The organism is Sulfurimonas hydrogeniphila, assembly GCF_009068765.1.
Classification (GTDB): domain Bacteria; phylum Campylobacterota; class Campylobacteria; order Campylobacterales; family Sulfurimonadaceae; genus Sulfurimonas; species Sulfurimonas hydrogeniphila.
The window spans coordinates 470918-495064 of sequence record NZ_CP035534.1 but is presented as its reverse complement, the minus strand read 5'-3'; the positions used below and the strand labels follow the sequence as shown (position 1 = coordinate 495064).

Here is a 24147-nt window from a genome sequence, read left to right as displayed (position 1 = left end):
TTATTTTATGGGTGTAAGAAGTGATTTAGAAGAAAACTTTGATTTTGAAATTATTGATGAGTTTTTGGATCACTATGCTATGATGGTTGAGAGCATGGAAGTTATGATTCTTGACCTTTCAAAACCCAATATGTACGAAAGAAGTGTCAATGAACTTTTTCGTGTATTTCATAATATAAAATCAGCAAGCGGTTATTTGAAAATCATACCAATGAATAAACTGGCTGCTTTTGTTGAAGATGAGCTTGAATCTTTACGTCAAAAAAAACCGCCTGTCAGTGATGAAACAACAGACTGGCTGTTAAATATCAGTGATATGTTTGCTGTTTGGAATGACGACTTGAGACAGAACAACAAACTCAGTAAAATAAAATACTCCTTATTAAAAATCCCTGACTTGGAAAAATAATTTGAAAAACTTAGTAGCATACATAACATCCGGCTATCCGGAAAAATCTTTTACAGTTGACTTGAGTCTCGCCCTTGCACAAAGCGGTGTCGACACTTTGGAACTCGGTGTTCCTTTTTCAGACCCTGTAGCTGATGGTCCTCTCATAGAAAAAGCAAATCACAAATCACTTGAACTTGGATTTAAATTTAAAGATTTGCTTGAAATTTCCAAAGAGATTGCCCCTCAGGTAGATACACTCTGGATGGGTTATTTCAACAGTTTTTACCAGCAAAACATGCAAAATCTCATTCCTTTGGCAAAAGAACTTGGCATAAACGGACTGATTATTCCGGATGTTCCCCATGAAGAGGCGTTGACATACAAAGATTTATTTCAAAGCAACGGTATTGCAAACATCTCTTTTGTTGCACCTACAGACAGCGAAGAGAGGATACAGACTGTTGTCAGCGATGCGCAAAAGTTCATCTATATGGTTGCTTATACTGGGATAACAGGCTCAGGAAAAGCCGAAGATCTGCAGCCTTTTTTGCACTCTATCAAAAAATACACCAAAACACCCGTATATGTAGGTTTCGGTGTAAACGAAAAAACAGCAAAAGAAAAAGTGCAAGGTGCTGACGGGGTCATAGTCGGGAGTGCTTTTGTAAAAATTTTACTCAATAATGATATAAACTATATGCAAAAAATCACTCAATGCTGTGAACTTGCAAAAGTGATTAAAGATAAAATCAACACTTAGGGCTTTATTTCAAAAAGCACCAAAAGTGTTTTTTGCAGCATATTCTCATTGTCATCACTGACCATCAAATATTTGTTTGCATACATATGTGTCAAGCCTTCAAAATTATCAAGTTTCCAACCGTTTGAGGAGTCAAGTTTAGCTAAAACTTCACTTTTGCACACTCTGAACTCACTGCATGTATCTAAGTATACTTTCATCAAAGCAGTTACCCGTCTGCGTGTCAAATAACTAAAATCACGCAGCAGTACCAAAACAGTATTTTCTGAAAAAAACTCCATGCCTACTATACTGCCACCAGCACTGAATTTAAATATTTGATCTTTCGTATAAAGTGTATGATATTTTACATCTGTATTTTTCAGCGGCAGTTCCGGTGCCGTCACAACACCATATTTGTCATTACATGTAACGGCTTCGAGCCCTTTGTTTTTACTGGCATAATTATTTTTGTTTTGCAGATCTTTATGAATTTTTATTTTCTTTATTTTCAATCCGTTTTTTGAGTACCAAACAACACGCTGTTTTCTCTCAAACGATACCAGCAGTCTGTCTTTGCAAAGTGCCAAACCTTCCGCATCTCTTTTTTTCTTTTTTAATTTCTTCCCTTTTTTGTTTTTCAAAACATAAGCATCCAGATATTGCAAACTGTTGATTTTATTTTTGTCAATATTTATGAAAAACTTATATAAATACCCCTGGTCACTGACAAAATAAACAACCCCGTTTTCATACACAAGGTCTGAAATTTCATGAAAAGGAATACGTTTTTTAGTCTCAAAATGTAAGATTTTTGCATCAAGTATTTTTATTTTTTGTTTCGTTACATGTAAAGTATTGTCTGGAGTAATTTTATACGCAGTAATTTGTCCATGAAGTTGTAAAAAAAACAATAAAGCAAAGAAAAAGTATTTCAAAAGTTTTGCCTTTTTTTGGTCTCCCTACGTGAAACCAAAGAAGTTAATATAATGCCTATTTATAGGAGTTTTCTTAATTGTTAAATATTATACTCCCTAAAATTATCCCTAAAAATCAATGTGACTAAATTTATTTATTTTTTCTTATAGCAGTTATTTGTGTATTTTAGCATAACTTGGATTTTATTTATATGTGAGTAGTTTTGTGTAGTAGGTAGTAGGTTGCCAAACCTACTATGATTATTTAAAGATTAATCATCTCCAAACAGAATAGAGTCCATTAATTCTTGTTCTTGTTTCTCTTTCTCTGTCCGATTGTCTTTTTTTAGTTCAAGCTTTTGTCTTGCAAGTGGATTAAGTCCTAATCTATCGCCGTAAGCTAACATCATCTTCTCGTGGTGTTGCAATACTTTAAAATAAGGATGTAATGTAATCGCCCCTGTATCGCTAACAAAAGTACATTGTGCCTCTGTCGCTAAATGCAAATATTTATGATACATTTGAACAGATAGAGCATATAAGACTATTATCTCTTTGTCGCACTCTTCGTACAAATTAAGCTTTTGCAAGTATGATGTTGTTTCTGCAAGATACTCATATCCAACTTTTGTTAAATTATCAGCGGATGCAATATTTCTACATACTTCTTTAACTTCAGCAGGTAGCTCTATTCTCTTCTTTTCTCTTTTGGGCAGGTCTGTTCGATATTTGCTTCTTTTGTTCTCTATCTCTTTAACAAGCACCGCCACTTCGTGTTCATCATAATAAGTGCGTCTTCCATTTTTCACTCTTTCAAGTTTACCCTCTTTCACATATCTTGATAGAGTCATCTTGCTACAATTTAAGATAATCAAAGCTTCTTTTTGCGTGTGCATCTTCTTAGCCTCCTTATATGTTATTATTTATGTTACCTTTTCAAATATTTTGAAATTTCAAGTTCTTTTCTTCGTGACTGTATGTTCGATAAACAACAGCCTTTAGTTTCCCAGAATTTTATACTGCCCCCGTGTACTCTCATTGTCCTCTGTTCTTCTTATTTTCAGCTGTGATTGTGTTATGACATGAGACACAAACCGTTCTTAAGTTGTCGTAACATAGTTTGCACCCGCCGTCACTAATCTCTTTGATGTGATCAACTATCATCTTTTGATTTGCACAACCACAAACACAACACACGCCACCGTCTCGAATAAGTACCTGCTTCCTAACCTTTCTCCACTTGGTAGAGTTGTAAAAGGCTGTTGCCTCTTCGTTTCTTGATGTCTTGTTGTAGTGCTTGTCTCTTTCAGCTTTGCACTCACTACACTTGGCACCTGTATAGATGCCGTGCTTGCCACATATCTTTCTTGATATGCTTGGCATTTATGCTTCCAACTGATTTATAATCAAGTGCTGCATCTGTTCCATCTTTAAGAGGATCGTCTCTTCAAAAGTTCCCGCTATTGTATGAGGATCTAATCCTCGCAGCTGTTCAATAGCTTTGCCTAAGTCTGGCTTGAACTTCACTATTAAATCTCTGGCAACTTTGAGCTGTTTCGCTTTGTGTGCTTTGCTTGCTTCATAGGGCTTCACATACATTTCATTAATCGGATCAAGTATAAGAGTTTTAAAATCTGCTGTAAGCTCTTCTCCGATAAAATTCAAACAAACATTTTTAAAGAGTACATACTTATCAAGTGCATCGCTTCTTAGTGCCTGACTTATGTGTCGTGTCGGAATTCCCTTATCTTTCAATAGCTTTTCAGCATCAAGCCGTGTGAGATAAATATCATAATTTACAAGTACGCTTCCATTGAGCCAAAAATCTAACAACTCTATTGTAATCTCTTGTTTAATCCCTGCTTCTTCTAATGCCTCGAGGATGTCCTCAAACTCTGTTTTAATCTCTATCGTACTTCTGTTTGTGTAAGTCGCTGCCTCTCTATAAGTCATTTTGTTTTTTCCCTTTTAAGTATGTGTTTAATGCTTTTATCTTTGCATCATCTAAAAAATCGTTGATTGATTGAAACTCTTTTTGAACTTCCAACAACTCCGACAACTCCAATTGTTTTGAGACTCTCTCACTCATCGCATCTTTACCAATGACTTTCACATAGTTATGCAGAGCGTTGATGTTTTGACACGACAAATTAAAATCAGGTTTTGCACTTGATAGTTCGTGTCCTGTTCTCAATATCTTTGCTTTTAAGCCTGTACCTCTTGCATCTTTTGCATCAAAATTCAAGAGAACAAGTTGATAGTCTTCTTTTGATAATGCTTTTCTCTTCTCATCTGTGCCAGCGATTGACTTATCAAGTTTGTCAAACTCTTTTATCAAGCTCGGTATTTTTTGAAGTGCTGCGATTATTTCTCTGTGTTCACTCATTTTAAAAGTCCTTTTAACATTTGTATTTTATTCTCATCTTTAAAATCAGCTTCACAATTGAATTTACAAGCCAACTCTTTTAAGGCACTATCTTTTATAGTTCGTGCCATATCCTCACTTATAGGTCTTCCCTCAACTGCTTTTAATAAAAATGATGTACTTGCCATTGCCATTGCCATTCCCTGTTCAGGCTGTGCATTTTTTAATGCGGCAATTATTACTCGCATCTCTGATTTTGCATCATCATTGCCATTATTGAGATTTTTACTTATGCGTGGTATCTCTTTGAGTGCCATCATCACTAAATTTTTATCCATTTTTTCTGTCCTTTTTTAAGATTGTTTATTCTTACATTTATTAGCATCAAAGGGTAGTCCTAAAAATATCTTTTTCAGTTCTTTATCTGTTGCATCATAATAATTTTCAATCAGCGTTTTAAATGTTTCTGACTCATAGAGAAGAGCCGTTAATATTTTGCCAACTGATACGCCTTGTATCTCTCTCAACCGTTCCAGCAGGATAACAATCCTTGTATCAATATACGGTCTTATTCGGCTATTGTCGTTCATTGTTTTTGCCTTGTAATATTGCATTTAAAGTACCTCTAAGCCATTATTTAAACTTAGAAGTAGATTTGTATGTATTTACTCTTTGCTACACTTCTTCAAACTTAATAACCTCATTTGGGTATATTTTCTCTTTGCCTTTGTGAACATTAAAATAGATACTTGCAATTGTTTCTGCCAGATTTTCTTTTTTACTCTCTCCTGCATCATCAAGTAGATATTTATAACAATCTTCTTTACTCCCCATAAAATCAAACTCTATGCCCATCACTCCAAACTCTTCGTTAAATGCAAAAACTTTGCCTGTTGATACTTCCTGCACTATTGCTTCTACTGCTACGAGTTCAATATCAAAGTTATCGACTGCATATAATCCTTTTGGTTCTGCAAGTGAAACATAGTCAATATTTGCACCATTATTTGTAAGAGTAATCCCGCCACTTTTAGAGATCGCTTTTGCAAGTTTTCTCTCATATTTTTCTTTTGTTTTTACTGCTGTATTTTTCATCTTTTTTTGTCCTTTTTTTGTGTTCAGTTTTTAACACCCGATAAAGCCCTATTTCTTGGGCTTAAGTGGATGTTTTGCAAGAATTTCTTAGTATATAACTTAAAGGTATGAGATTTGCACATCAAGACCGCTAAATTTCTTTATACTTTTTGCAATTCTTTTAAAAGATTTTTCAATATCTTTGACCTGTACTTTTTTGAGATAATCTCTCATAAATACAAACTCAAGCCTATTTATTTCTTCTCTAAGTTTCTCTTTGTTTGACTTAGAATAAGTCTTGATATTCATATAATAGTTTTGCTTTTTTTCACTCTTGCTTTTGTAGTAGGTCGTATTCCATCTTCTAAGAGGATCTCTATCTTCACAAAGTTTTTTTATCACTCTGTTCGGTATCTTTCCTTTGAAGTCTATCGCTACATCAAGCCGTGTGACCTGCTCGTTTTGTATATGCTCCAATAAACTGCTTAGTAGCTCACTTAAAAGCTTTGATTTCTCATTGTAACTGTGTAGCCCTGCAAACTCTAAAGTTTGCTTTGTCTGGCTTCTGCTGTGTCGTTTGATAGGCAGCGTCAAGCCTGTTGATGTATGCAAGATTTTAGCTTCCACTATGTTTTTAGTGAGAGGCTTTTTAAATGCTTCCAACCAGGCATCAGGATTGAATACACCTATGCTTTTGACTGTTTCTATGATATAATCATCATTGATAAAATATGCTTCTAAGTTTTTGCTACTAAAGTTCATTGAGTCAATCTTTGCCGTTCTGGGCTTCATTTGATTTTATGTGAGTTGAGAGAAATTTACTCGCTTTTTCTCTTATCTCATTTGGCACATATCTAAGTTTTACTTTTGCATTTCCTTTTTTGCCCCATTCGCTTTTTATCAGCCCTTGAAGTTCCAATTCACAAAAGTATTGATTTGCATTTGATACATAGCTAAAGTCTGTAGCCGTGAGTTTTACATCACTTTCAAGTAGCGTTTTTAATATGTGTAGTTTATGACTTAAAGTTTTCATATTAAGCCACCTCTACATTATCAAAAAGTGTTTCTACTTCTTTAATATCAAAAACTGTTGCGTGATTAGATAACTTCTTAGGAGTTAATCTCCCATCTTTTGCATAGTTCCATACTGTTGTAATTGATACGCCTAAATACACCGCTACTTCTTTAGCTCTGTAATATCGCTTTTCCATTGTAATAACTCCAAACACTCTTAAAAGTGTTCGCCCTTGCCAAAGGGTGGCTATACATCAATTATAGTTTTTTGATGTATTTGTTTAAACTTATTTGTAATGTATTATATTTTTTTTGAGAGTGTGATTTACTACAAAGCTTAAACAAGGAGTTATCTAAGCTTAAGTAAGTTTAAGTTTTAAAGTATGTAGTGTGTGCTGTGTATTTAAATATTTAAGAAATTGATTTTAATTGTAGTATCTAAATGTGATATTTATGCAAGTTTTTTCTAAAATATCATTTGTAATTTTATATTGTCGCTCTTTCAACTCTCCAAACATCAAAGTAATAGAGATATTTGCATACTTTTCTAATGGAACTCTTTTTTTAATATTAAGATAATGTTTAAATATTTTAATAACATAATAAAACTGTATTTTCATCGCATTATCAAGCCCTATCTCTTTACTAATATTTCTAACTAAAATATTTAACTTTATAAGTTCTATAACAAATTCAGCTTGTTCTTGTTCATCTTCCCAAAAAAAAGCACCTGCTGCTGTTTTATTTAAAACATCTAAGCCTTTCCTGACATCTGGAATTCTATCCGCTAACTTAGTGATATTATTTGCAATTTTATTTATATCTGCTGGCGGAACTATAAAGATTTCTCTTTTTTGAATATCTTTTATTTTTGAATTTAAACTATAAAAATCATTACTCCTTAGTACAAGAGAGTCTATTAAATTATATTGCTCTGAAATTTTTTTAATCCATTGTGTTATCATCTTTGCACCTCATCAAGATAATCACTCCACCACTGCATAAGCTCCACTCTCTCATCAAGATACTTGGCACGGTTATATGCTTGGCTTACACTGCTTCCTACACTATGAGCTAATTGCGTATCAATTACATCACGACTAAAAGGGCTTTTTTCATTTGCAATAGTGCTAAACATACTTCTAAAACCGTGAGATACTATCTCATCTTTACTAAATCCCATTCGTCTAAGTGCTACATTAATCGTGTTCTCACTCATGTATCTATCTTTATAGACTGCGTTTGCAAATAAATATGGCTTATCACTTGTGAACTCTTGTAGCTCTTGTATCATCTTCTTAACTGTTGAAGTCATAGGAATTAAGTGCTCTTTTCTCATCTTCATTTTATCAGCTGGTATTGTTATGAGATTATCTTTAAAGTTGATATACTCCCATCTTAACGATCTCAACTCTATCGGTCTTACTGCTAAATATGGAATAATTTTTAAAGCATACTTTGTAACTATCTCGCCTTGATAATTATTTACAGCTTCTAACAGTATCTTTATCATATTATCATCTTTAAAAAATGCATGATGTTTCACTGCCCTTTTCTTGATAACTATTTTCTTATCAAAATCGGCAACAATATTATGCTCTACATACTCCCTAACTATTGCATATTTGTAAATTCTCTCTAAAAGATTTATTGTTTTTTTTGTGCTTTCAAATATACCCTTATCTTGCATTGTATCAACAATTGATAAAATATCAACCCTTTGTATCTCTTTGATTGGTTTTGTTCCTAACGGGGCTTTCACGTGATTATCATAGTAACTTCTCAACTTCTTATGATACTTAGGTGTAACACTCTCTATAATTTGCATAAAAAACTCATCAGCTACATGACTAAGAGTGTTTTTTGCTTCATCTTGTTTTGTTTTAAGGGATAACTTTTCTGCTTTTCGTTCTGAACTTGGATTTATCCCTAAAGCTATTTTTTCTTTTAGTTCATCTCTTTGTTTTCTTGCTTCTTTTAGCGGTGTGCTTGGATAGGTACCTAAAGATATTCTATACTCTTTGTTTTCAAATAGGTATTTTAATCGCCACCATTTACCACCCTTAGGGCTTATAGAGAGATAAAGTCCTCCACCATCAAAAAGCTTGTACTCTTTTGCTTTTGGTTTTGCTTTGCTTATTTCTGTATCTGTTAAAGGTGTCGTTTTTCGTGCCATAGGGATAACTCTTTTCATAAGGATAACAGTATATTACCACTAATCCCTAAAGTTATCCCTTAAATTTGTTAATTGTATTATATTGCAGTTGTTTGTATTTTATAGAATAAGTACTTAAAAGTTCGTATTTTAGGGGTTAAAATGTATTTATTGGATTGCATTAAATTGATAGGTGGTCTCCCTACGTGGACTCGAACCACGAGCTATCCCTTAGGAGGGGACTGCTTTATCCAGTTAAGCGATAAGGAGAAAAAACAGTATTTTTTTATGTGAGCAGAAAGATCCTGCTCACAGAGACTGTCTGAATGTTTTAAAAAGTATAACTTACACCGGCAAAAATGTTATCTCCGCGCGGACCGTCTATTAAAGAGCCTTCATACTCTCCTATCAGTGCCCAATGCGAAGAGAGACCGTATTCCATTCCGGCAGCATAGGTAAATCCGTCATTGGTTCCGTCAATACCAAAAGCACTGATTTTTTCTTTCTCGATTTCCCATCCTGCTTTTCCAAAAAGAACAATTTCTTCATTTACATGATATCCGTACAGCAAATCTATACCGTAACTGTAATAATCTGCTCCCGCACTTACATCTGCCTCACCGACAACAGATTTTGTAACCGTAGTATGTGTGTATGAAAAATCAAATTCTGTAGCAAAACCATAGCCCAGTCTATATCCCAAATCAATTCCGAAACCCTGTCCGGTGTCACCTTTTAAAATCGCTTCAGGTTCTGTGCCTTTTGCTTCTTCCGTATAATTGTCACCTAAACTCAACAGTCCTTTGGCAACGATATAAAGGTTTCCTTCTTCATGGTGTTTTGCCTCAATATGTGCGCGAGAAGCATCCGCTTCCTCAGGAACTTCGCCGGCAAAGAGTGTTGTTGAAAGCAGAAGCATTCCACTCAGACATAAAAGATTTCGTATTTTCATTGTTTCTCCTTAGAATTATAAACGTATTGTAATCTTTTTTTATAGAAATAAAGCTTATCCGCCAAGTTGATATGGATACATTACGAAAATCAATGCAAAAACAAGGTTACTCCAAACAGATTCTTAACGGATGCAGTCTAAGAAGCATGATGTGTCAACCCTATTTCATACTTATCCATAAAGATTCTAAGCTGCTGTTTCAACTTGTAACATCATTTTTTCTTCAAACTCGATTTGTTGGAATATAAGTGATATCGCCAACATATTTCTCATCAGGATATGAAGCATAAAAATCTCTGTTTAAAATATTTGGTGCAACAGGTAAGTTGTGATTTGAGTTTGTTGTATTGATTCTATAGCGTTTTTTCGTCTTTGCAACAAGCCCCAGTTCACGCATTATACGCCCTATGCGACGACGAGAAACAACAAATCCATACCTTTGTACCAGTTTATCTTTAATTCGTCGGGTACCGTAGTTCTCTCTTCCCTGCATAAAGATAATTTCAATGAGTTCATTAAGTTTTTTATCTATCTGTTGCATCTGGCATCCTTGCTTTATCCAGTGGTAATAACTTGCTTTATCGACTTGAAGTATCCTACACATCACTGCTATTTGAAACTCGTTTGAGTGTTCTTGTATCCATGCACCCCAAGGGCATTTCCTCGCTTCGCTCACGGCACATACTTCACAGAGTTTCTTTGGCGAAATACGCGCCCTGAAAGAAGTGCCCTTGGGGTGCGGTTGCCTTTTTTAATATGTCTCGTTCCTGTTTGAGAAGTTTATTCTCTGCACGCAGGCGTTTATTCTCTTCTTCTGCGGTTTCTTTAATAGTGCTGTTGTTTGTAAATCCACCTCGTGGTGTTATGGGAATATTATTGGATTTCTTGTATTCTCTGACCCAATTATAAAGTGTTTTTTCATTGACATCCAAATCTTTGGCAATCTTTGCTGTTGATTCATTTGAATTCATCACTAACTGCACACTTGAATCTCGAAATTCTCTGGTGTATTTACTGTTTTTCATCTTCTTTTTATCCTTATTCATACTGATATTTTATCTCAGAATTGCTAAATGTTCTGAGTATGAATAAGTGTAGCCGCATCACACCAATGAAAAAGATCACTCATACAATTACAAGTGACAACGGCAAGGAATTCGCATATCATAAACAAGTAGCAGCTGCACTGAACACAGATTTTTACTTTGCTAATCCATATCACTCTTGGGAGAGAGGATTGAATGAGCATACTAACGGATTAATCAGGCAGTATTTACCCAAGAAAAGCACCTTTTTAAATGTCTCAAAGGATGAAATCATTATGATTCAGAACAGACTTAACAATCGACCTAGAAAAATCCTTGGATATAAAACTCCATATGAGGTGTTTTTTAGTGAAATGAGTAAAAAGTTAGCTAGTTAAATTAGGTGGAAATTGCACTTGATATTAGAATTGGCGGGTGTATTTCAATTTTTATTTAAAAAGTGGAAATAAAAGTGGGAGTAACTTAATCTTAAACAAATAAATTAGTTTTGAAAATCTCTTGGAATGCCGTTATTTAGGAAGTTTGTTAATGGTGCGCCCGACATGATTCGAACATGTGACCGCTGGTACCGCAAGCATAATTCATATCTTTCTTTAGAGTTCTTTTTAGCCCCTAAAAGCCTTTATACAGGCATTTAATTTTTTTATTAATTCTTTTCAGTGTATAATGTTTCTTATAAAAGTATGTCCCAAAGTATGTCCTATACTTTTAGATAATAAAGGTTGACAATGGCTGTTGATAGAGCACAATTTACAAAAAAAGTGGAAACTGGTATAAAATCGAATAATGATTATACTAAATTTTATCTCAATTTTAAGTTCAACGGAAAATCAAAACAAAAAGTTTTAGATTATTCTAAAAAGCAGTGGGATAAAAGAACTAGAATTTCCAATGCAAAAGCTCAACTTATGCTTGAAAAGAATAAAGAAGTAAATGAAGGTATTAATTTTAATGAAAACAGCACACTAAACACAGTCGCTGAAATTTATTTCAAGCTAGCATGTGAAGATTCGGCTTGGACAAAAAATCGACAAGACACTTATAATCTTTATTGTAAAAATGGTATAGGAAATAAAAAAATAAAACTTATCCGCCAAGTTGATATAGATGCATTACGCAAATCAATGGAAAAGCAAGGTCATTCCAAACAGACACTTAATGGATGCAGTCCAAGAAGCATCAAAAAAGTTTTAATTCAAATATTAAAACCAATACTCACATATGCTTATGAAAATAAAGTAATATCAGAAGTTCCAATTATAAAATCACCTAAACAGTATCGAAATAAAAAAATAGTTCAGAATGCAACTCAAAAATTCACAATATTATATAAGGAAATATCTAATATTTTTCATGATGATCCATTTTATAGAGCTCTCTTTTTGTTTGCTTTATATGGACGAAGATGGAATGAGATAAGAACTCTCCACTGGGAAGAAATAGATTTTGAGCATAATTCATATACTATTTTAGCCCAATATAATAAGCTAGGGATAGATCAGAATTATGACTTGCCTGGTGTCATCAAAGATGCTTTATTACAAGTTCCTGATGAATGGCAAGGATTAATTTTCAAGTCGCCAAAGACTCAAAAAGAACTTTATTCTCCAAAAAGACAACTTGAAAGAATAAAACAGGCAACAGGAATAGAAAAATTAACTATGCACTATTTTAGGCATATTCTAGTAAGTGCTATGGGAGAACACGGGATTGCAAATACCATTTTATCAGCATCTTTAGGACATACAAATTTAGATACAGTGAACCAATTCTATTTGACGGTCAATCATAAAGAAGCATCTAAAACTGCTAATATAGAAATAGAAAAATTATTTTAAATATTATTTATTTCAATTTCAAGCTGTTTTAGAATTTTCACAATTTCTTCAAATGTAAGTTTCTTATCGAAAATCATATGCTCCATTGATTTATAATCTTTTTCTAATGCCCCTAAACGATATTCTGGTGGTACTAGTTTTAGGGTATTAGGTCTAGCTTCATCAAATTTTGCCCAAGAAGCAGGATAAAATTTATTTTTGAAATCAATTACTTTTTCTAAAAGTTCCATATCTGCTAAAGCTTCAATTTTAACATCTGATTTTGTCATTATTGCTAAATCATAATAATGTCTTGAGTATCTTGTAGGTAACGGTTTTTCCTCACTTCGATTTGCTTCTTGGTGCAATATCGTTGCCTTTTCCCAAAAAGTTCTAGCAGCCACAATAGCATTTACATGAGTTTTAGTCTTTTTAAAATGCTCTGAAAAGTACTTTGCTGCATAAGATGTTATTTCAAAACTATTATATGGCAACCATGCAGCTAGAGGACCTATTTCCAGTAATATTTCAGGTCTTAAGTATTTATCGTCAAAAGTTGTAGGATATGACACATTAATATTAAATGCATCATCTTCATCTATTCTACAGCTACATAATGGGGAAACAAGTTCAGCAATAATAGGTAAAAGTTCATCTCTGATGTATATTTTTGCTTTTTCATTGACCTCTTTATTATATTTACCCTGCTTCGTTTTGCTTCTTTGTTCATTAGGATCTTCATTGGTAACAATATTCCAATCAAGAATCAAATCTATATCTTCAGAAAACCTACCAATAAGATTAAACACTTTAGATAGACTTGTACCACCTTTAAACATTAATATTTTACTTAACTTTTCATCTGAAAATATTTTATCAAGAATCCAAACAACCCAAAAATCTTTCTCAATGATTGCACTTGTTGTCTGCATCATTTTTGCAGTTTCTGAAAATAGTTCCTGTCTCTCTTTTTGAGATAATTTTGCGATACTATTCATGCTCTTGCTCTTTTTTTAAAGCTTTTTTTATAACTTCATATATCCAACCCGTAGAGTTTTTTGTATCTTTTAAAATCTTACTATAAAGTTTTTCATCAATTCTTTTTCTTATTTTCAAAATAACTTCATCGTTAATATGTTCTTTGCCAAGACTTTTAAGTGCTTGAACAAGTAGTGAACTCTCTCTATATTTAAAACCTATATTTTTTAATGCTGATTTTTTAAATTTGATAGTTGTACCATTATTTAATATGTAGGTTTTGTTTGGACCATTGCTAAGATAAATATATATACCCTCTACTTGTGTAGATAGTCCCAAAATATTTAATGCACTTTCACCACTAACTTCTATTTGCCAGTTAAACTTTCTTGCATATGCACGGGCTACCTGCTCTATATCTGGGCTAAGCTCTTTTTCTAAAAAATCACTATATTGAGGATAATCATAGATTCCCCTTGCTACTCTTCTAATCTTCTTATTTTTAGTTAGATCTGATAAAGTGCTGTCAATCTCTTGTCTGGTAAATTTTTCAAGTAAATCACTTGGAGAGAATGCCCACCCCCTACCATGACCAGCAATGAAATAAAATACCTTATCATAGAGCTTCATTGAAGTAATTCCTTCTTATATTTTCCAGAAAAAAGTATATCTTTTTCTGGATTTAATTTTACTTATATTACAGTATTAGCAAAAATTTTATCACTTAGCAAATCTATTAATATTACCATTAGACAAAATATGACCAAAAATAAGGTTATAATTTTCTAAAACAATTTGAAGGTGTGTTATGACAACCAATCAAACAGCGAGAGTTTTAGAACTTTTAAAAAGATTTAACAGTGGAGAAAAAGTTTGTATTGATGTTTTACAAAACGATGCAATGTGGTTTGGAAAAAGTGAAAAAACAATCCGTAGAGATCTTGATGTAATCAAAGAGTATTTTCCTGAGAGTTTTGATCTTATTCGCGGTGGCAAGGGTGAAAAGGGATGTTATAAAGCGATAACAAAAGAGATCTTTAACAACTTTTTAGACCAAGACACCTTAGCTTTAATGGTACAGACGTTTAATATTGCACAAAGAAACAATATTTTAGAGAGTTTAAATATAGATGAGAATGATAAGAAAATTATCAATACAAAAATCCAAAAATCAAAAGAGTGTTATGAATTTGTCACAAAACCTTTTGAAACAAAGAAACAGGATGTCAAGCTTCTGCGTGAGATGGAGAGAGCAATCACATACAAGCAATATATTACCATCACACAACAAGAAGCAAAAGGAGAGAGCAGTTATGAGCTCAAACCTTATAAAATTCTCTTTATCAATGAAAACTTTTATCTTGTGGGTGAGAATGCAAATGAAGCTTACCCTTTTAGTATTTTTAGAGTTACAAATATTACAGATATTGTGCTTCATAAAAAAACATTTCATCATAATCCAGATATAGTTGACTTTATAAAAACCATACAAACCCCCTACCCCAAATATACGCCATCTTTTAGAAGACACCTTATAGAGGTAGTGGTAGAAGTAAGCCCAAAGAAAGCAAAATATTTCAAGATGAAACAATTTTTACCTTCTCAAAAGATTATAGAGCAAAAGAATGATGGAAGTATATTGTTCTCATTTACGGTAACACAGGAGATGGAGATAGAAGATCTTGTAAAAAAGTGGATTCCACATATGAAAGTTGTTTCACCTGATTCTTTAAGAGAGAAGATTGAAACTGATGTAAGAGCATATTTGTTATAATATTTCACAATAGTTTTATTCATTGACAATATCTCTCCATAGTAAAGAATACTATATCATCGTAAACAAATAGGAAAATCAAAATGTACAACAAAATCATATTGGTGGGAAATCGCACAAGAGATATAGAGATAAGATATTCTCAAAGGTTCTAAGATATGGATATGGATGATGAAAATCCATTTTAGGCTATAAATACGAACAAAATTTAAAAAAGGATTTTCACTATGCAAAAAAATATATTCGTTCTACTTTTACTCTTGGCTTCTATTATTAGCGCAAGAGAGAATGTAACTGTTACAAAAGTGATACCACTCACACTTGATGCCTCACTGCAAAAACAACTACAATCTCTCACACAATCTATGAAAAAGAGATTTCAGGCAAAGGCTGTTGCAGTAGCTGTTATGGATTCAAAAACAGGAAAGATTCTTAGTCTGGCTGATTCTAACAGTGATGTAGTGAAAGATTTTCCAAAAAATCGCATAGCAAATCTCACATATGAACCTGGGTTTGTTCTGGCACCGGTTGTATTTTCTTTGGCATTAGAGAAAAAACTTATTACTCCAGATGATCTTATTAATGGACATCAGGGGCGTTATCAGGTCAAAGGAAGAACTATAACTGACCATCATCCATTTGATTGGCTGAGTGCTGCAAATGTAGTGATATACTCTTCAAATATAGGTATAGTACAGATAGCACAGAAGTTGCCCGCACAAGATTATCACGACGGGCTTGTAAAGTTTGGTTTTACACAACATTCCGTAGATGGATTGAGTGTTGAAAACGGTGGTTTTATTCCTGATAGTAAGCGTTTGAAATATGAAATCTATAAAGCGACTACCAGTTATGGATATGGAGTAAAAGTTAATCTTCTGCAACTCCTGCAAGCCTACAATGTTTTTAACAATGATGGCATACTCATAAAACCTAGAATAGTTGCCAGTAGCGCAGCACAAAAACCTCAAAAAGTGATAGATACCAAAACTGCCAATGCAGTAAAGAAGATTTTGATAGAGACAGTAGAAAAAGGTACAGGTAAAAATGCAAAGGCGCAAGGCCTAGAGATAGGCGGAAAGACTGGTACTGCTCATGTTGCGAAAAATGGGCGATACATCAAAGAGTACAATTGCTCCTTTGTCGGATTTGTTAATGGAAATAAAAAAAGTTATACAATAGCTGTACTTGTTCAAGAACCTCAAACAAGTCAGTATGCATCTGAGACTGCTGCTGTTGCATTTAAGGATGTTTTGAATATTTTAGTGCAAGAGATATTGATTTAATGAAAAAAATGGGTATCTGAATCATATCTGATGCCCTTCCAAACTACACACCATATACACCTAAAAAGCCTTTATCAGAAATGGAAATAATTACTACAAAATAAGTATTAGAAAAAAAAGTTTAATTAATCAAATATTTATTTTTGGACAAAATATGACTATAGTATAATCTATAATTCCTCTATATCTAACAAAAAGAGGAAGAAAAGATGAACATTCAAGCAACTCTACAAAATTATGGCATTAAATCAATTTGGCACTTTACAGATTTAAGTAATTTGGAATCGATTAAAAAGCATGGTGTTTTATCACTTCGTAATATTATACATAATAGGATAGATGTTGCTTGTTATGGTGCGAATGAATTGAGTCATAATTTAGATATATCCAAAGGCTTAGATCAATTTGTACATCTTAGTTTTATTAAAGAACACCCTATGCAGCATGTAAAAACTCAAAACGGAGATATTCCAAATCCTGTTTGGTTGAAAATTGATGCCAGTGTATTGTTTAGAAACAGAAGTATCTTTTCAGATAGAATTGCAAATAAAACTGGAGCAAAGATTTATGGCGATATTAATGATCTTTCCAAATATATTGATTTAGATGTTTTATGGAGTAGAACTGACTGGAGAGATCCTCAAATCCAACAAAGAAGAAAAAATGCGAAATATGGAGAGATTATGATTCAAGATAAAATTGACATAAAAGATATAGTAGGAGTTTATCGTGGCTAAAAGACCAATATTTGTACCAACAAATGATAAAAATGAGTTGTTTAAAGAGATAGAGATAGATTTTAAATATTATAATGGTTTTGCGATCTCTCAAAAATCTAAATGTATTACTTCTTTGCATGAAAGTGCTGCAAAAGAAGGTTATGAAAATATACTTGAAGTATCTACAAAATCAAGTGAAAAACTTGGGCATAGACTGAGTGCGTTTAATTTGATGCTAGAAACTGATGACTATGGAACTATTAGCATTGAGTCAGCTTTTCAGGGGAGTAAAGTATTTGAAAATGGTGGTCCTTATCATGACATATATACAAAAGATTCTCTTAATGCAAAACGAGATGAGAGAATAAAAACTTCTGGAAACCTGCAATGTTTTAAGTTTGAAGGAGTCACTTGGGAACTTGAACCAAAAAGCGCTTTTTATGATTGGATATACATTAAAGCGTTGCTCCCTCATATGGAGTATATAAAAGAAAATCTTGCACAATATGATGCTTTTAGCGATATAGAATTTAATCCAAAAAAGTCAATCAATTGTCAGGCAAGGACATGTGCAATTTTAGTTTCTCTAATTAAAATGAACTTATTAAATGATGCAATAAAGTCTCCCGCAGAATTTAATAGAATTGTTTACCGGAATAATGGTAAACAAGCTACTTTTAATTTTGAATAAAAAGAAAATAGTGACAAGATATGGGTATATTTATAAGTATAATTAGATAAAATATAACAGAGGTTAGTAGAAATGCAAGATAAGAATAATCAATTAATAAAAGAAATAATATCTAAAAATGTTACAGCAATTAAAAATAATCAACAGCTATCAAAAAAGGAGCTTGCACGTACTTTAGATGCAACTGTTCTTTTAAATGATATTGAAAATACAAAACTATTGGTTGAACAAGGTATAGATTTACGAAATGAAAAAGATCTATTACTATTAGCTATTATACAAAAGCGATATGAAATTATTGAGATATTGTTAGCTAACGATATTAATACCTATTTTATTATAAAAGAGATACCAATTTCACTATTTAGATTTGTTAATGTAGCCAAAGATAAACAGTTATCAAAAATAACAATTAAATATATTGGTAAAAAAGAATTTATAAAATCTATTTTACTTGAAGATAACTCAGACACAATAGAGTTTTTGCTAAATAATGGTTTAAATCCAAATGAAAAAATTAAAGATTTGAGTTTATTAACATTCGCCAGAGTATATGATAGGGGTGATATAGTAAAAATATTACTGGAAAATGGTGCTGATGTTAGTATAGACAAAAATTTATTAGCAACTGCCATTAATTTTAATCAACCCGATATTGCTAAATTACTTATAGAACATGGAGCTGATGTTAATCAAGAAATTGAAGGATTGAGTCTATTGGCATATACAATAATGTTCGGCGAAACTGATATTGCTAAATTACTTATAGAGCATGGAGCTGATGTTAATCAAGAAATTAAAGGGCATAATTTATTGGTTTTTAGCATACTATTTGATAAAAATGATACAGCAAAATTGCTTATAAAATATGGTGCTAAAGTTAATACGGAAAACGCAGCTTCTCCACTTATGGTTTCCATAATGTTTGGCACTCATGAAATGTCAAAGTATTTAATAGAACAAGGCGCTAAAAAACTTTCAGAGATTGATTTTCTCGGAGCTTTATTTTTATCTGGTGACGAAAGATCTTTAAAGTTATTGAAACGAAGAGATATAAACATACAAGATGTAGATGAAGACAATGATAGCCTATTAATGATTTTTTTAGATCTTGATATAGCAAATTTTGAAAAAAATATGCAAAATGCTTTACTGGAAATGTTCAATAGTATGCCAGATCTCTATCAAGCAGTATATAATGCAAATAAAAAGATAGAAAGCAACTTAGAAGCTTTTAAAAAGACATTAAAAAACTTACCTGATAAGAATAGTATTTTATCTGATGTGCTACTAAAACAGCAACAGTTATCTATGAAATTATCTAACATATCTAATATTATGAATATGAAATCATCTAATCTCTCTCAACAATTGCAAGAAAAATTTAAAAATGTAGACCCTATCATACTAACTCAACGATTTATAGATCTTGGCGGTGATATAAATATTAAAAATAATAAAAATCAAACAGCACTTTCTATAGCCTATGAAAAAAATTTGATTGATGTTGTAAAACTTCTCATAGAAAACGGTGCTGATGTTAATATTCAATTAAATAATGGCGACAGTTTATATGATAGAGTTAAATATCTTCAACAAACAGAGTTAATAGAACTTATTGAAAAATCTTCAACTTTTTTGCAACCAAATAACAATCCACAAGCATTGATGAAATTACTTACATTTTTCACTCTCGACACTCCTATAAAATGTACAACTCATTCGTGGGAAGGGAGTTGTGAGAATAAAGATGTTTTACGTTTTGATGACTTTATTTCAAAAGTTCAAAACCAATGGAATACTATAAAAGATGAACTCAAAGAACTTTCACCAAATTTGTATCAAAAAATAGAAAGCTTTATATTTAAAAATACCGATGAAGCGACTATTTGGTCAAAAGATGAGAAGTTACGACTTGGTTGGTCATCTGTGGATGAACTAAAAGAGCATATTAACAATGGGAAGAAGCCTTTTGAGTTTGTATTAAAAGAACCTATAAAAGTTACTAATCAAACTATCACAACTTTTGGCGAGCTTGTATCGTTATTTAAAGAGGAAATAGAAGTACGAAATGATAGTAATATGCTAGAGAAAATTTTTGATGATTTTGAAATTAAATTAAATGATAATGATATAGCTTGTGATATTGACGCATCTGTTAAAGGTGTTGATTTTTATACTGATGTAGAAAAGTTTAAAAGTGCTTTAGATATAATATTCCAACAATTTATAAAATTTCATACTACAAATAGCAGTTTAGATGAAGTTTTAGTTGCAGTACATAAGCCAAAAGAGAGTCTGGCAAAGTATATAGAACTCTACATTACTCATCTCAATTCATCCTCAAATAGAACTCCTCAGGAGTTGTTAGAACAAGTAAATGATGGTGATTTCTTAAACATACGAGAAGCATTGCAGAATTTATGCGATTGGAGCGTGCTAGATAGCTATAAAAATGAAAACAATAAAATTAATTATTTAAAAAGCAATAATGCAGGAAATATAGAAAAACTAGATAAAGCACCAAGTGGATTTACACATATACTTAGGTTTTATAAGTAAGGGGAAAAACGCATATCATGATACTCTTGATAGAAGACAGAGCAAAAAGGCAAGCACTTTTTATGCAAGACACGCATATAGATCTCGGTTTGTATAGTGATATTTTAGATAATTTTATAGAGAAAAAATATGATACTTTTGTAAAAGATATGCTCAATGATAATTTTGATTTTAGCCCTTATGATATTATTATTACACATAAATCAGCTTATGAAGATGACAATACTCTCATACTTGACAAATTGAAAACTCATTGTGAAACCAATAAAAAAGCATTAGTGTTTTTTTCTGGTGGCGTTGATGAAAATTATTATCACAATGCAAATTATGAGTTTATTATCACTAATTCAAAAGTGTTCTATAGTAGAAATCTGGAACTGTTTTTACAAAGCTATAGAGAAAATAATCATAATCTTTTGATGTTAATTTATGGACAGAGATACAAACTCAATATAGCCTTAAATATTTTTGAGAGTTTATCACTTTTTGTAGAAAGAAACAGAGACCAAAAAACTATAAATTATAAAAAAATGATCGAAGTCGTTGATATGTACTTATTAGAAGATATACAATTTGATTTTAAAATAGAAAAAGACAAATTTAATAAGGTTGCATTTGAGAATATTTTAGAACTAAAAAAGAGTCTAAGCAACTATATTAAAAAAAGCATTGAAAATGAATAGCTTAATTATACATAATGACAACATAATAGACATAAAACTATTTACAGCAGAAATAAAATATCCACCAATAGATGATACAGATAGAAATATATCAGAAAATATTGTAACAAAAATACCAAACAATACAGATATAATCTTTATCAAAGACAATTTATCTTCAAACTATCTTGAGCTACTTGGGCTAAGAGTCGCTTACCATATACGACTCTCAAAAGAGTTAGAAACTAAAAGGTATCTACCAATCGTAATCATCAGTGATCTTGACGCTTGCCTATTAAATAAACTTGATATGATGGCAAAAATACTTTTTACTAAAAATATATTTTTAATTGCAAATACTCAAAAAGCAATAGAAAATAGTAAAATGTTTCATTTTACTCATCTATCCCTAGAAGAGTATCAAACTGATTTTTTGAAAAAAATAGCAGTTGAACAACCAAAAGATTACTTGTCTCATCATGGTATTGCGAATGAATGGAGTATGTACAGATGGGCGAAGTATTTAGATGTTCAAACTACCGATATAGCACAAATTAAAAATGATATATCCTCAATGTTATATTTTAAATATTTACAAGAAAAATTTCCTATACAAAAAAGTCTCTTTACTAAGCACAAGCAGAAACTTCATGAAAGTGGGAAAGTCCTTTATATAGATGATGAGTGGGAAAAAGGCTGGAAAAGCATTTTTGAACACATATTTAAAGAAGTTGATAGTTGCCACTTGCAAACAGTAGAAACAACTTACAAGGACAAGAAACAAGAAGAGATCATCACACTTATCATGGCAGATATTATTAGTTTTAATCCAGATGTGATTATATTAGATATGAGATTGCATGAAGATGATTTTTTAAAAGATACTAAACTAATTGATTTTACAGGTATTCAAATATTTAACAAAATAAAAGAATTTAATCCTGGTATTCAGATAGTTATATTTACAGCATCAAGCAATAGCCTTTTGCTTGATGAACTCTATAATTATGATAGCAATATTTTGGGTTATGTAAAAAAAGAGCATCTTCAAAACTATAATCTAACGACTCAAAGCAATATTAACAAGTTAATCAAATTGGTCAATAGAGGATTAGCAGAAAAGTATCTTAAAGATATCTATGATATACAAAAAAATATGTTAAAAATATTAAAAAATGATATTTTTCATCAATACACTTTACACAAAACTAAATATGAAAAATATTGGATACAACTTCAAGAAGATATTCCCCAGATTTTTGATATTTTAAGTAGTAATACATCAAACAAATATCCTTATGCAATGCTTTCAATTGCCCGTAGTTTAGAAGCCATTTTAAGTGTATTTATAACAGAAAGGCAAATTGATAATATATATTGGGACGGTGAAGAGTGCAGAAGTAAAAAATTTGAAGACAGAATTATATCGTTGATGCATAAATTTGGCTATAAAATTGAAAATATAAACTCCTTTATAGTAAGAAGAAATAATTATGTACACTCGAACACAAGATATAAAGCAATATCCAAAAATGAGATAATGCAATGGTTTCAAACTTTGTTCACTATCATCAAAATTATAGAAAAACCTCCACATTATATTCCTTACGCTCCAAAAAAAGTAAAACCTTTGCATCAAAGAGAGACAATCATTACAAAATCTGGTATTAGAAAAAAGGTGCAATGAAACAAAAAAGGTTCTTAAATGCCATTAGATAAACTTAGAGAGTATCAAAGAAAACTTTTTATTTGACTCAAATTATACTAAAAGGTATAATACTAATTACTATAATATTAAAAGGTCTAATATGAAAACACCCAATCCATTCTACTATGGGAATGAAGTATATGATGATGATTTTTGCAATAGAGTTCAAGAGTTGCAGGAGTTAGCACAAGATGTATCTAGTGGGCAAAATCTTTTACTTTATGCTCCAAGAAGATTTGGTAAAACATCGCTTCTAAAAAAATTGAAACATAAATTAGATAAGCAAAAAGATTATAAGGTTATTTTTATAGACCTTTTTAGTGTATCGAGCATAGATGAGTTTATACAAAAATATTTTAATCTCATAATCAATAGTTTTGAAAACAACACCCAAAAAGCTTTACGAAATATAAAAGAGGTATTAAACATAAGACCAAATGTTACTATGAGTATAAATGAGACGGGTAATATCTCCTACTCTCTTTCAATTAGTAAAAAAGAGCAAAATCAAACTTTAGAAGATGTTTTGAACTTACCATCAATATATGCTAAAAAGTTTAATAAAAAAGTAGTAGTAATCTTTGATGAATTTCAAGAGATAGCGCAATTAAAGTTTGAAAAAAAGCTAAGAACCATCTTACAATCACACTCAAGAGAAGTTTCGTATATATTTAGTGGTAGCAAAAAGTCCATACTGAACCAGATGTTTAGCGACAATTCAAGAGCCTTTTACAAATCTGTAAAACATTTTCATATAGAGCAGATAAAATTAGATGAGTGGATAGTTTTTATAGAGAATAAATTTAAACAGACTAACAAAGAGATAGAAAAAAGATACATAAAACAAGTCTTTGATATAACAGATGGTTTTCCATACTATATGCAACAGATAATGTCGATGATATGGGAAAAAACATCTCAAAATGCAGATGATGATATTTTAAAACAGAGTTTAGAGCTGATCATACAAAGAGAGTATGATTTATATAGTTTTATCTGGTCAAGTTTAACTCCAAATCAAAAAAATACATTAAAATACATCGTTCATGTTGATGGGCTTAATCTCTATAGCAACGATCATCTGCAAGAGTTTAATTTCAGTGCAACAACACTAAAAAGTACACTTGAAGCACTTTTAAAAAAAGATATATGCGATAAAAAAGATGACAGGTACTACCTTGTAGATCCATTTATGAAGTATTGGTTAGAAACGATAGGTTGAGAAAGTAAAATGAAAGAAGAAATAGCATTATTAAAAGAAATATATGAGATTGATTTAGATAAACATTTCCAAAAA

The 24147-nt window shown here is 31.7% G+C and carries 29 protein-coding genes, 1 tRNA gene and 1 pseudogene; 12 read left to right on the top strand and 19 right to left on the bottom strand.

Features of this window, described 5'->3' with window-relative positions:
• The first annotated feature begins 7 nt into the window (after positions 1–7).
• A complete protein-coding gene (locus tag ETP70_RS02630; protein WP_151899719.1) occupies positions 8–409 on the top strand; it encodes an Hpt domain-containing protein in 402 nt (133 codons plus the stop codon).
• Position 410: 1 nt separating this feature from the next.
• Positions 411–1151, top strand: a complete 741-nt coding sequence (trpA, locus tag ETP70_RS02625) for a tryptophan synthase subunit alpha (RefSeq protein ID WP_151899718.1) — start codon at positions 411–413, stop codon at positions 1149–1151.
• Here the strand turns inward: trpA and ETP70_RS02620 are convergent.
• The 17 genes from ETP70_RS02620 to ETP70_RS02540 form a co-directional block, all read right to left on the bottom strand.
• Positions 1148–2068 (bottom strand): esterase-like activity of phytase family protein, encoded by a 921-nt coding sequence (locus tag ETP70_RS02620; RefSeq protein WP_151899717.1) that lies wholly within the window; start codon positions 2066–2068, stop codon positions 1148–1150. The two genes, trpA and ETP70_RS02620, sit on opposite strands and share 4 nt — an antisense overlap.
• Positions 2069–2319: 251 nt before the next feature.
• Positions 2320–2943 (bottom strand): P27 family phage terminase small subunit, encoded by a 624-nt coding sequence (locus ETP70_RS02615; RefSeq protein ID WP_151899716.1) that lies wholly within the window; start codon positions 2941–2943, stop codon positions 2320–2322.
• Positions 2944–3082: 139 nt separating this feature from the next.
• Positions 3083–3430, bottom strand: coding sequence for an HNH endonuclease (locus ETP70_RS02610; RefSeq protein ID WP_151899715.1), 348 nt, complete (start codon positions 3428–3430; stop codon positions 3083–3085).
• A complete protein-coding gene (locus tag ETP70_RS02605) occupies positions 3431–4000 on the bottom strand; it encodes a hypothetical protein (RefSeq protein ID WP_151899714.1) in 570 nt (189 codons plus the stop codon).
• The gene (locus ETP70_RS02600; protein WP_151899713.1) at positions 3990–4433 is read right to left on the bottom strand and encodes a hypothetical protein; all 444 of its coding nucleotides are present in this window, start codon (positions 4431–4433) and stop codon (positions 3990–3992) included. Before ETP70_RS02600 ends, ETP70_RS02605 begins: the two co-directional genes overlap by 11 nt.
• On the bottom strand, positions 4430–4750 hold the full coding sequence (locus tag ETP70_RS02595) for a hypothetical protein (protein ID WP_151899712.1): 321 nt from the start codon (positions 4748–4750) through the stop codon (positions 4430–4432). The genes ETP70_RS02600 and ETP70_RS02595 overlap by 4 nt, the downstream gene beginning before the upstream one ends.
• A gap of 15 nt (positions 4751–4765) precedes the next feature.
• A complete protein-coding gene (locus ETP70_RS02590) occupies positions 4766–5002 on the bottom strand; it encodes a hypothetical protein (RefSeq protein WP_151899711.1) in 237 nt (78 codons plus the stop codon).
• 85 nt (positions 5003–5087) lie between these two features.
• Positions 5088–5507, bottom strand: a complete 420-nt coding sequence (locus ETP70_RS02585; protein WP_151899710.1) for a hypothetical protein — start codon at positions 5505–5507, stop codon at positions 5088–5090.
• Positions 5508–5606: 99 nt separating this feature from the next.
• Entirely contained in the window at positions 5607–6248 is a 642-nt protein-coding gene (locus tag ETP70_RS02580; RefSeq protein ID WP_151899709.1) for a hypothetical protein, read from the bottom strand.
• Between the two features lie 4 nt (positions 6249–6252).
• Complete coding sequence (locus ETP70_RS02575) at positions 6253–6519, bottom strand: hypothetical protein (RefSeq protein WP_151899708.1); 267 nt, start codon at positions 6517–6519, stop codon at positions 6253–6255.
• Between the two features lies 1 nt (position 6520).
• Positions 6521–6715: a helix-turn-helix transcriptional regulator gene (locus tag ETP70_RS02570; protein WP_230973296.1), complete on the bottom strand. Its 195-nt coding sequence runs from the start codon at positions 6713–6715 to the stop codon at positions 6521–6523.
• Positions 6716–6925: 210 nt separating this feature from the next.
• The gene (locus ETP70_RS02565) at positions 6926–7465 is read right to left on the bottom strand and encodes a hypothetical protein (RefSeq protein ID WP_151899707.1); all 540 of its coding nucleotides are present in this window, start codon (positions 7463–7465) and stop codon (positions 6926–6928) included.
• Complete coding sequence (locus tag ETP70_RS02560; RefSeq protein WP_151899706.1) at positions 7462–8694, bottom strand: tyrosine-type recombinase/integrase; 1233 nt, start codon at positions 8692–8694, stop codon at positions 7462–7464. Before ETP70_RS02560 ends, ETP70_RS02565 begins: the two co-directional genes overlap by 4 nt.
• 155 nt (positions 8695–8849) lie before the next feature.
• Positions 8850–8925, bottom strand: a tRNA-Arg gene (locus ETP70_RS02555).
• A gap of 61 nt (positions 8926–8986) precedes the next feature.
• Entirely contained in the window at positions 8987–9607 is a 621-nt protein-coding gene (locus ETP70_RS02550; RefSeq protein ID WP_151899705.1) for a porin family protein, read from the bottom strand.
• A 223-nt stretch (positions 9608–9830) separates the two neighbouring features.
• Positions 9831–10148 carry an IS3 family transposase gene (locus ETP70_RS02545; protein ID WP_188110032.1) on the bottom strand — a complete coding sequence of 106 codons (318 nt, stop codon included), beginning with the start codon at positions 10146–10148 and terminating at the stop codon, positions 9831–9833.
• 145 nt (positions 10149–10293) lie between these two features.
• Complete coding sequence (locus ETP70_RS02540) at positions 10294–10653, bottom strand: transposase (RefSeq protein WP_151899703.1); 360 nt, start codon at positions 10651–10653, stop codon at positions 10294–10296.
• A gap of 65 nt (positions 10654–10718) precedes the next feature.
• On the opposite strand from ETP70_RS02540, the pseudogene ETP70_RS02535 reads away from it, so the two are divergent.
• Both ETP70_RS02535 and ETP70_RS02530 read left to right on the top strand, forming a co-directional pair.
• Positions 10719–11030, top strand: a pseudogene (locus ETP70_RS02535) (IS30 family transposase); the annotation flags it as partial.
• A gap of 351 nt (positions 11031–11381) precedes the next feature.
• Positions 11382–12491 (top strand): site-specific integrase, encoded by a 1110-nt coding sequence (locus ETP70_RS02530; RefSeq protein ID WP_151899702.1) that lies wholly within the window; start codon positions 11382–11384, stop codon positions 12489–12491.
• Here the strand turns inward: ETP70_RS02530 and ETP70_RS02525 are convergent.
• Together ETP70_RS02525 and ETP70_RS02520 are read right to left on the bottom strand one after the other, a co-directional pair.
• On the bottom strand, positions 12488–13468 hold the full coding sequence (locus ETP70_RS02525; RefSeq protein ID WP_151899701.1) for a nucleotidyl transferase AbiEii/AbiGii toxin family protein: 981 nt from the start codon (positions 13466–13468) through the stop codon (positions 12488–12490). The two genes, ETP70_RS02530 and ETP70_RS02525, sit on opposite strands and share 4 nt — an antisense overlap.
• Positions 13461–14078 (bottom strand): DUF6088 family protein, encoded by a 618-nt coding sequence (locus ETP70_RS02520; RefSeq protein ID WP_151899700.1) that lies wholly within the window; start codon positions 14076–14078, stop codon positions 13461–13463. Before ETP70_RS02520 ends, ETP70_RS02525 begins: the two co-directional genes overlap by 8 nt.
• A gap of 178 nt (positions 14079–14256) precedes the next feature.
• Between ETP70_RS02520 and ETP70_RS02515 the strand changes: the two genes are divergently transcribed.
• From ETP70_RS02515 to ETP70_RS02480, 8 genes are all read left to right on the top strand, one after another.
• Positions 14257–15222, top strand: coding sequence for a helix-turn-helix transcriptional regulator (locus ETP70_RS02515; RefSeq protein WP_151899699.1), 966 nt, complete (start codon positions 14257–14259; stop codon positions 15220–15222).
• Positions 15223–15449: 227 nt separating this feature from the next.
• Complete coding sequence (locus tag ETP70_RS02510) at positions 15450–16508, top strand: penicillin-binding transpeptidase domain-containing protein (protein WP_151899698.1); 1059 nt, start codon at positions 15450–15452, stop codon at positions 16506–16508.
• A 209-nt stretch (positions 16509–16717) separates the two neighbouring features.
• Positions 16718–17245 carry a DarT ssDNA thymidine ADP-ribosyltransferase family protein gene (locus tag ETP70_RS02505; protein WP_151899697.1) on the top strand — a complete coding sequence of 176 codons (528 nt, stop codon included), beginning with the start codon at positions 16718–16720 and terminating at the stop codon, positions 17243–17245.
• On the top strand, positions 17238–17918 hold the full coding sequence (locus ETP70_RS02500) for a DarT1-associated NADAR antitoxin family protein (protein WP_151899696.1): 681 nt from the start codon (positions 17238–17240) through the stop codon (positions 17916–17918). The genes ETP70_RS02505 and ETP70_RS02500 overlap by 8 nt, the downstream gene beginning before the upstream one ends.
• A gap of 72 nt (positions 17919–17990) precedes the next feature.
• Positions 17991–20480: an ankyrin repeat domain-containing protein gene (locus ETP70_RS02495; RefSeq protein ID WP_151899695.1), complete on the top strand. Its 2490-nt coding sequence runs from the start codon at positions 17991–17993 to the stop codon at positions 20478–20480.
• Between the two features lie 17 nt (positions 20481–20497).
• Positions 20498–21163 (top strand): hypothetical protein, encoded by a 666-nt coding sequence (locus ETP70_RS02490; RefSeq protein WP_151899694.1) that lies wholly within the window; start codon positions 20498–20500, stop codon positions 21161–21163.
• Entirely contained in the window at positions 21156–22829 is a 1674-nt protein-coding gene (locus tag ETP70_RS02485; protein WP_151899693.1) for a DNA-binding transcriptional response regulator, read from the top strand. Before ETP70_RS02490 ends, ETP70_RS02485 begins: the two co-directional genes overlap by 8 nt.
• Before the next feature lie 121 nt (positions 22830–22950).
• Positions 22951–24072 carry an AAA family ATPase gene (locus ETP70_RS02480; RefSeq protein ID WP_151899692.1) on the top strand — a complete coding sequence of 374 codons (1122 nt, stop codon included), beginning with the start codon at positions 22951–22953 and terminating at the stop codon, positions 24070–24072.
• The last annotated feature ends 75 nt before the right edge of the window (positions 24073–24147 follow it).

Excerpts from the sequence above, each read along its gene's own strand:
- ETP70_RS02510 (WP_151899698.1), top strand. The coding sequence starts at position 15,450 with ATGCAAAAAAATATATTCGTTCTACTTTTACTCTTGGCTTCTATTATT.
- ETP70_RS02545 (WP_188110032.1), bottom strand. The coding sequence starts at position 10,148 with ATGCAACAGATAGATAAAAAACTTAATGAACTCATTGAAATTATCTTT.
- ETP70_RS02615 (WP_151899716.1), bottom strand. The coding sequence starts at position 2,943 with ATGCACACGCAAAAAGAAGCTTTGATTATCTTAAATTGTAGCAAGATG.
- ETP70_RS02525 (WP_151899701.1), bottom strand. The coding sequence starts at position 13,468 with ATGAATAGTATCGCAAAATTATCTCAAAAAGAGAGACAGGAACTATTT.
- ETP70_RS02560 (WP_151899706.1), bottom strand. The coding sequence starts at position 8,694 with ATGAAAAGAGTTATCCCTATGGCACGAAAAACGACACCTTTAACAGAT.
- ETP70_RS02515 (WP_151899699.1), top strand. The coding sequence starts at position 14,257 with ATGACAACCAATCAAACAGCGAGAGTTTTAGAACTTTTAAAAAGATTT.
- ETP70_RS02530 (WP_151899702.1), top strand. The coding sequence starts at position 11,382 with ATGGCTGTTGATAGAGCACAATTTACAAAAAAAGTGGAAACTGGTATA.
- ETP70_RS02480 (WP_151899692.1), top strand. The coding sequence starts at position 22,951 with ATGAAAACACCCAATCCATTCTACTATGGGAATGAAGTATATGATGAT.
- ETP70_RS02600 (WP_151899713.1), bottom strand. The coding sequence starts at position 4,433 with ATGAGTGAACACAGAGAAATAATCGCAGCACTTCAAAAAATACCGAGC.
- ETP70_RS02565 (WP_151899707.1), bottom strand. The coding sequence starts at position 7,465 with ATGATAACACAATGGATTAAAAAAATTTCAGAGCAATATAATTTAATA.
- ETP70_RS02595 (WP_151899712.1), bottom strand. The coding sequence starts at position 4,750 with ATGGATAAAAATTTAGTGATGATGGCACTCAAAGAGATACCACGCATA.
- ETP70_RS02575 (WP_151899708.1), bottom strand. The coding sequence starts at position 6,519 with ATGAAAACTTTAAGTCATAAACTACACATATTAAAAACGCTACTTGAA.
- ETP70_RS02630 (WP_151899719.1), top strand. The coding sequence starts at position 8 with ATGGGTGTAAGAAGTGATTTAGAAGAAAACTTTGATTTTGAAATTATT.
- ETP70_RS02585 (WP_151899710.1), bottom strand. The coding sequence starts at position 5,507 with ATGAAAAATACAGCAGTAAAAACAAAAGAAAAATATGAGAGAAAACTT.
- ETP70_RS02590 (WP_151899711.1), bottom strand. The coding sequence starts at position 5,002 with ATGAACGACAATAGCCGAATAAGACCGTATATTGATACAAGGATTGTT.
- ETP70_RS02580 (WP_151899709.1), bottom strand. The coding sequence starts at position 6,248 with ATGAACTTTAGTAGCAAAAACTTAGAAGCATATTTTATCAATGATGAT.
- ETP70_RS02550 (WP_151899705.1), bottom strand. The coding sequence starts at position 9,607 with ATGAAAATACGAAATCTTTTATGTCTGAGTGGAATGCTTCTGCTTTCA.
- ETP70_RS02540 (WP_151899703.1), bottom strand. The coding sequence starts at position 10,653 with ATGAATAAGGATAAAAAGAAGATGAAAAACAGTAAATACACCAGAGAA.
- ETP70_RS02490 (WP_151899694.1), top strand. The coding sequence starts at position 20,498 with ATGATACTCTTGATAGAAGACAGAGCAAAAAGGCAAGCACTTTTTATG.
- ETP70_RS02505 (WP_151899697.1), top strand. The coding sequence starts at position 16,718 with ATGAACATTCAAGCAACTCTACAAAATTATGGCATTAAATCAATTTGG.
- ETP70_RS02610 (WP_151899715.1), bottom strand. The coding sequence starts at position 3,430 with ATGCCAAGCATATCAAGAAAGATATGTGGCAAGCACGGCATCTATACA.
- ETP70_RS02495 (WP_151899695.1), top strand. The coding sequence starts at position 17,991 with ATGCAAGATAAGAATAATCAATTAATAAAAGAAATAATATCTAAAAAT.
- ETP70_RS02605 (WP_151899714.1), bottom strand. The coding sequence starts at position 4,000 with ATGACTTATAGAGAGGCAGCGACTTACACAAACAGAAGTACGATAGAG.
- ETP70_RS02485 (WP_151899693.1), top strand. The coding sequence starts at position 21,156 with ATGAATAGCTTAATTATACATAATGACAACATAATAGACATAAAACTA.
- ETP70_RS02520 (WP_151899700.1), bottom strand. The coding sequence starts at position 14,078 with ATGAAGCTCTATGATAAGGTATTTTATTTCATTGCTGGTCATGGTAGG.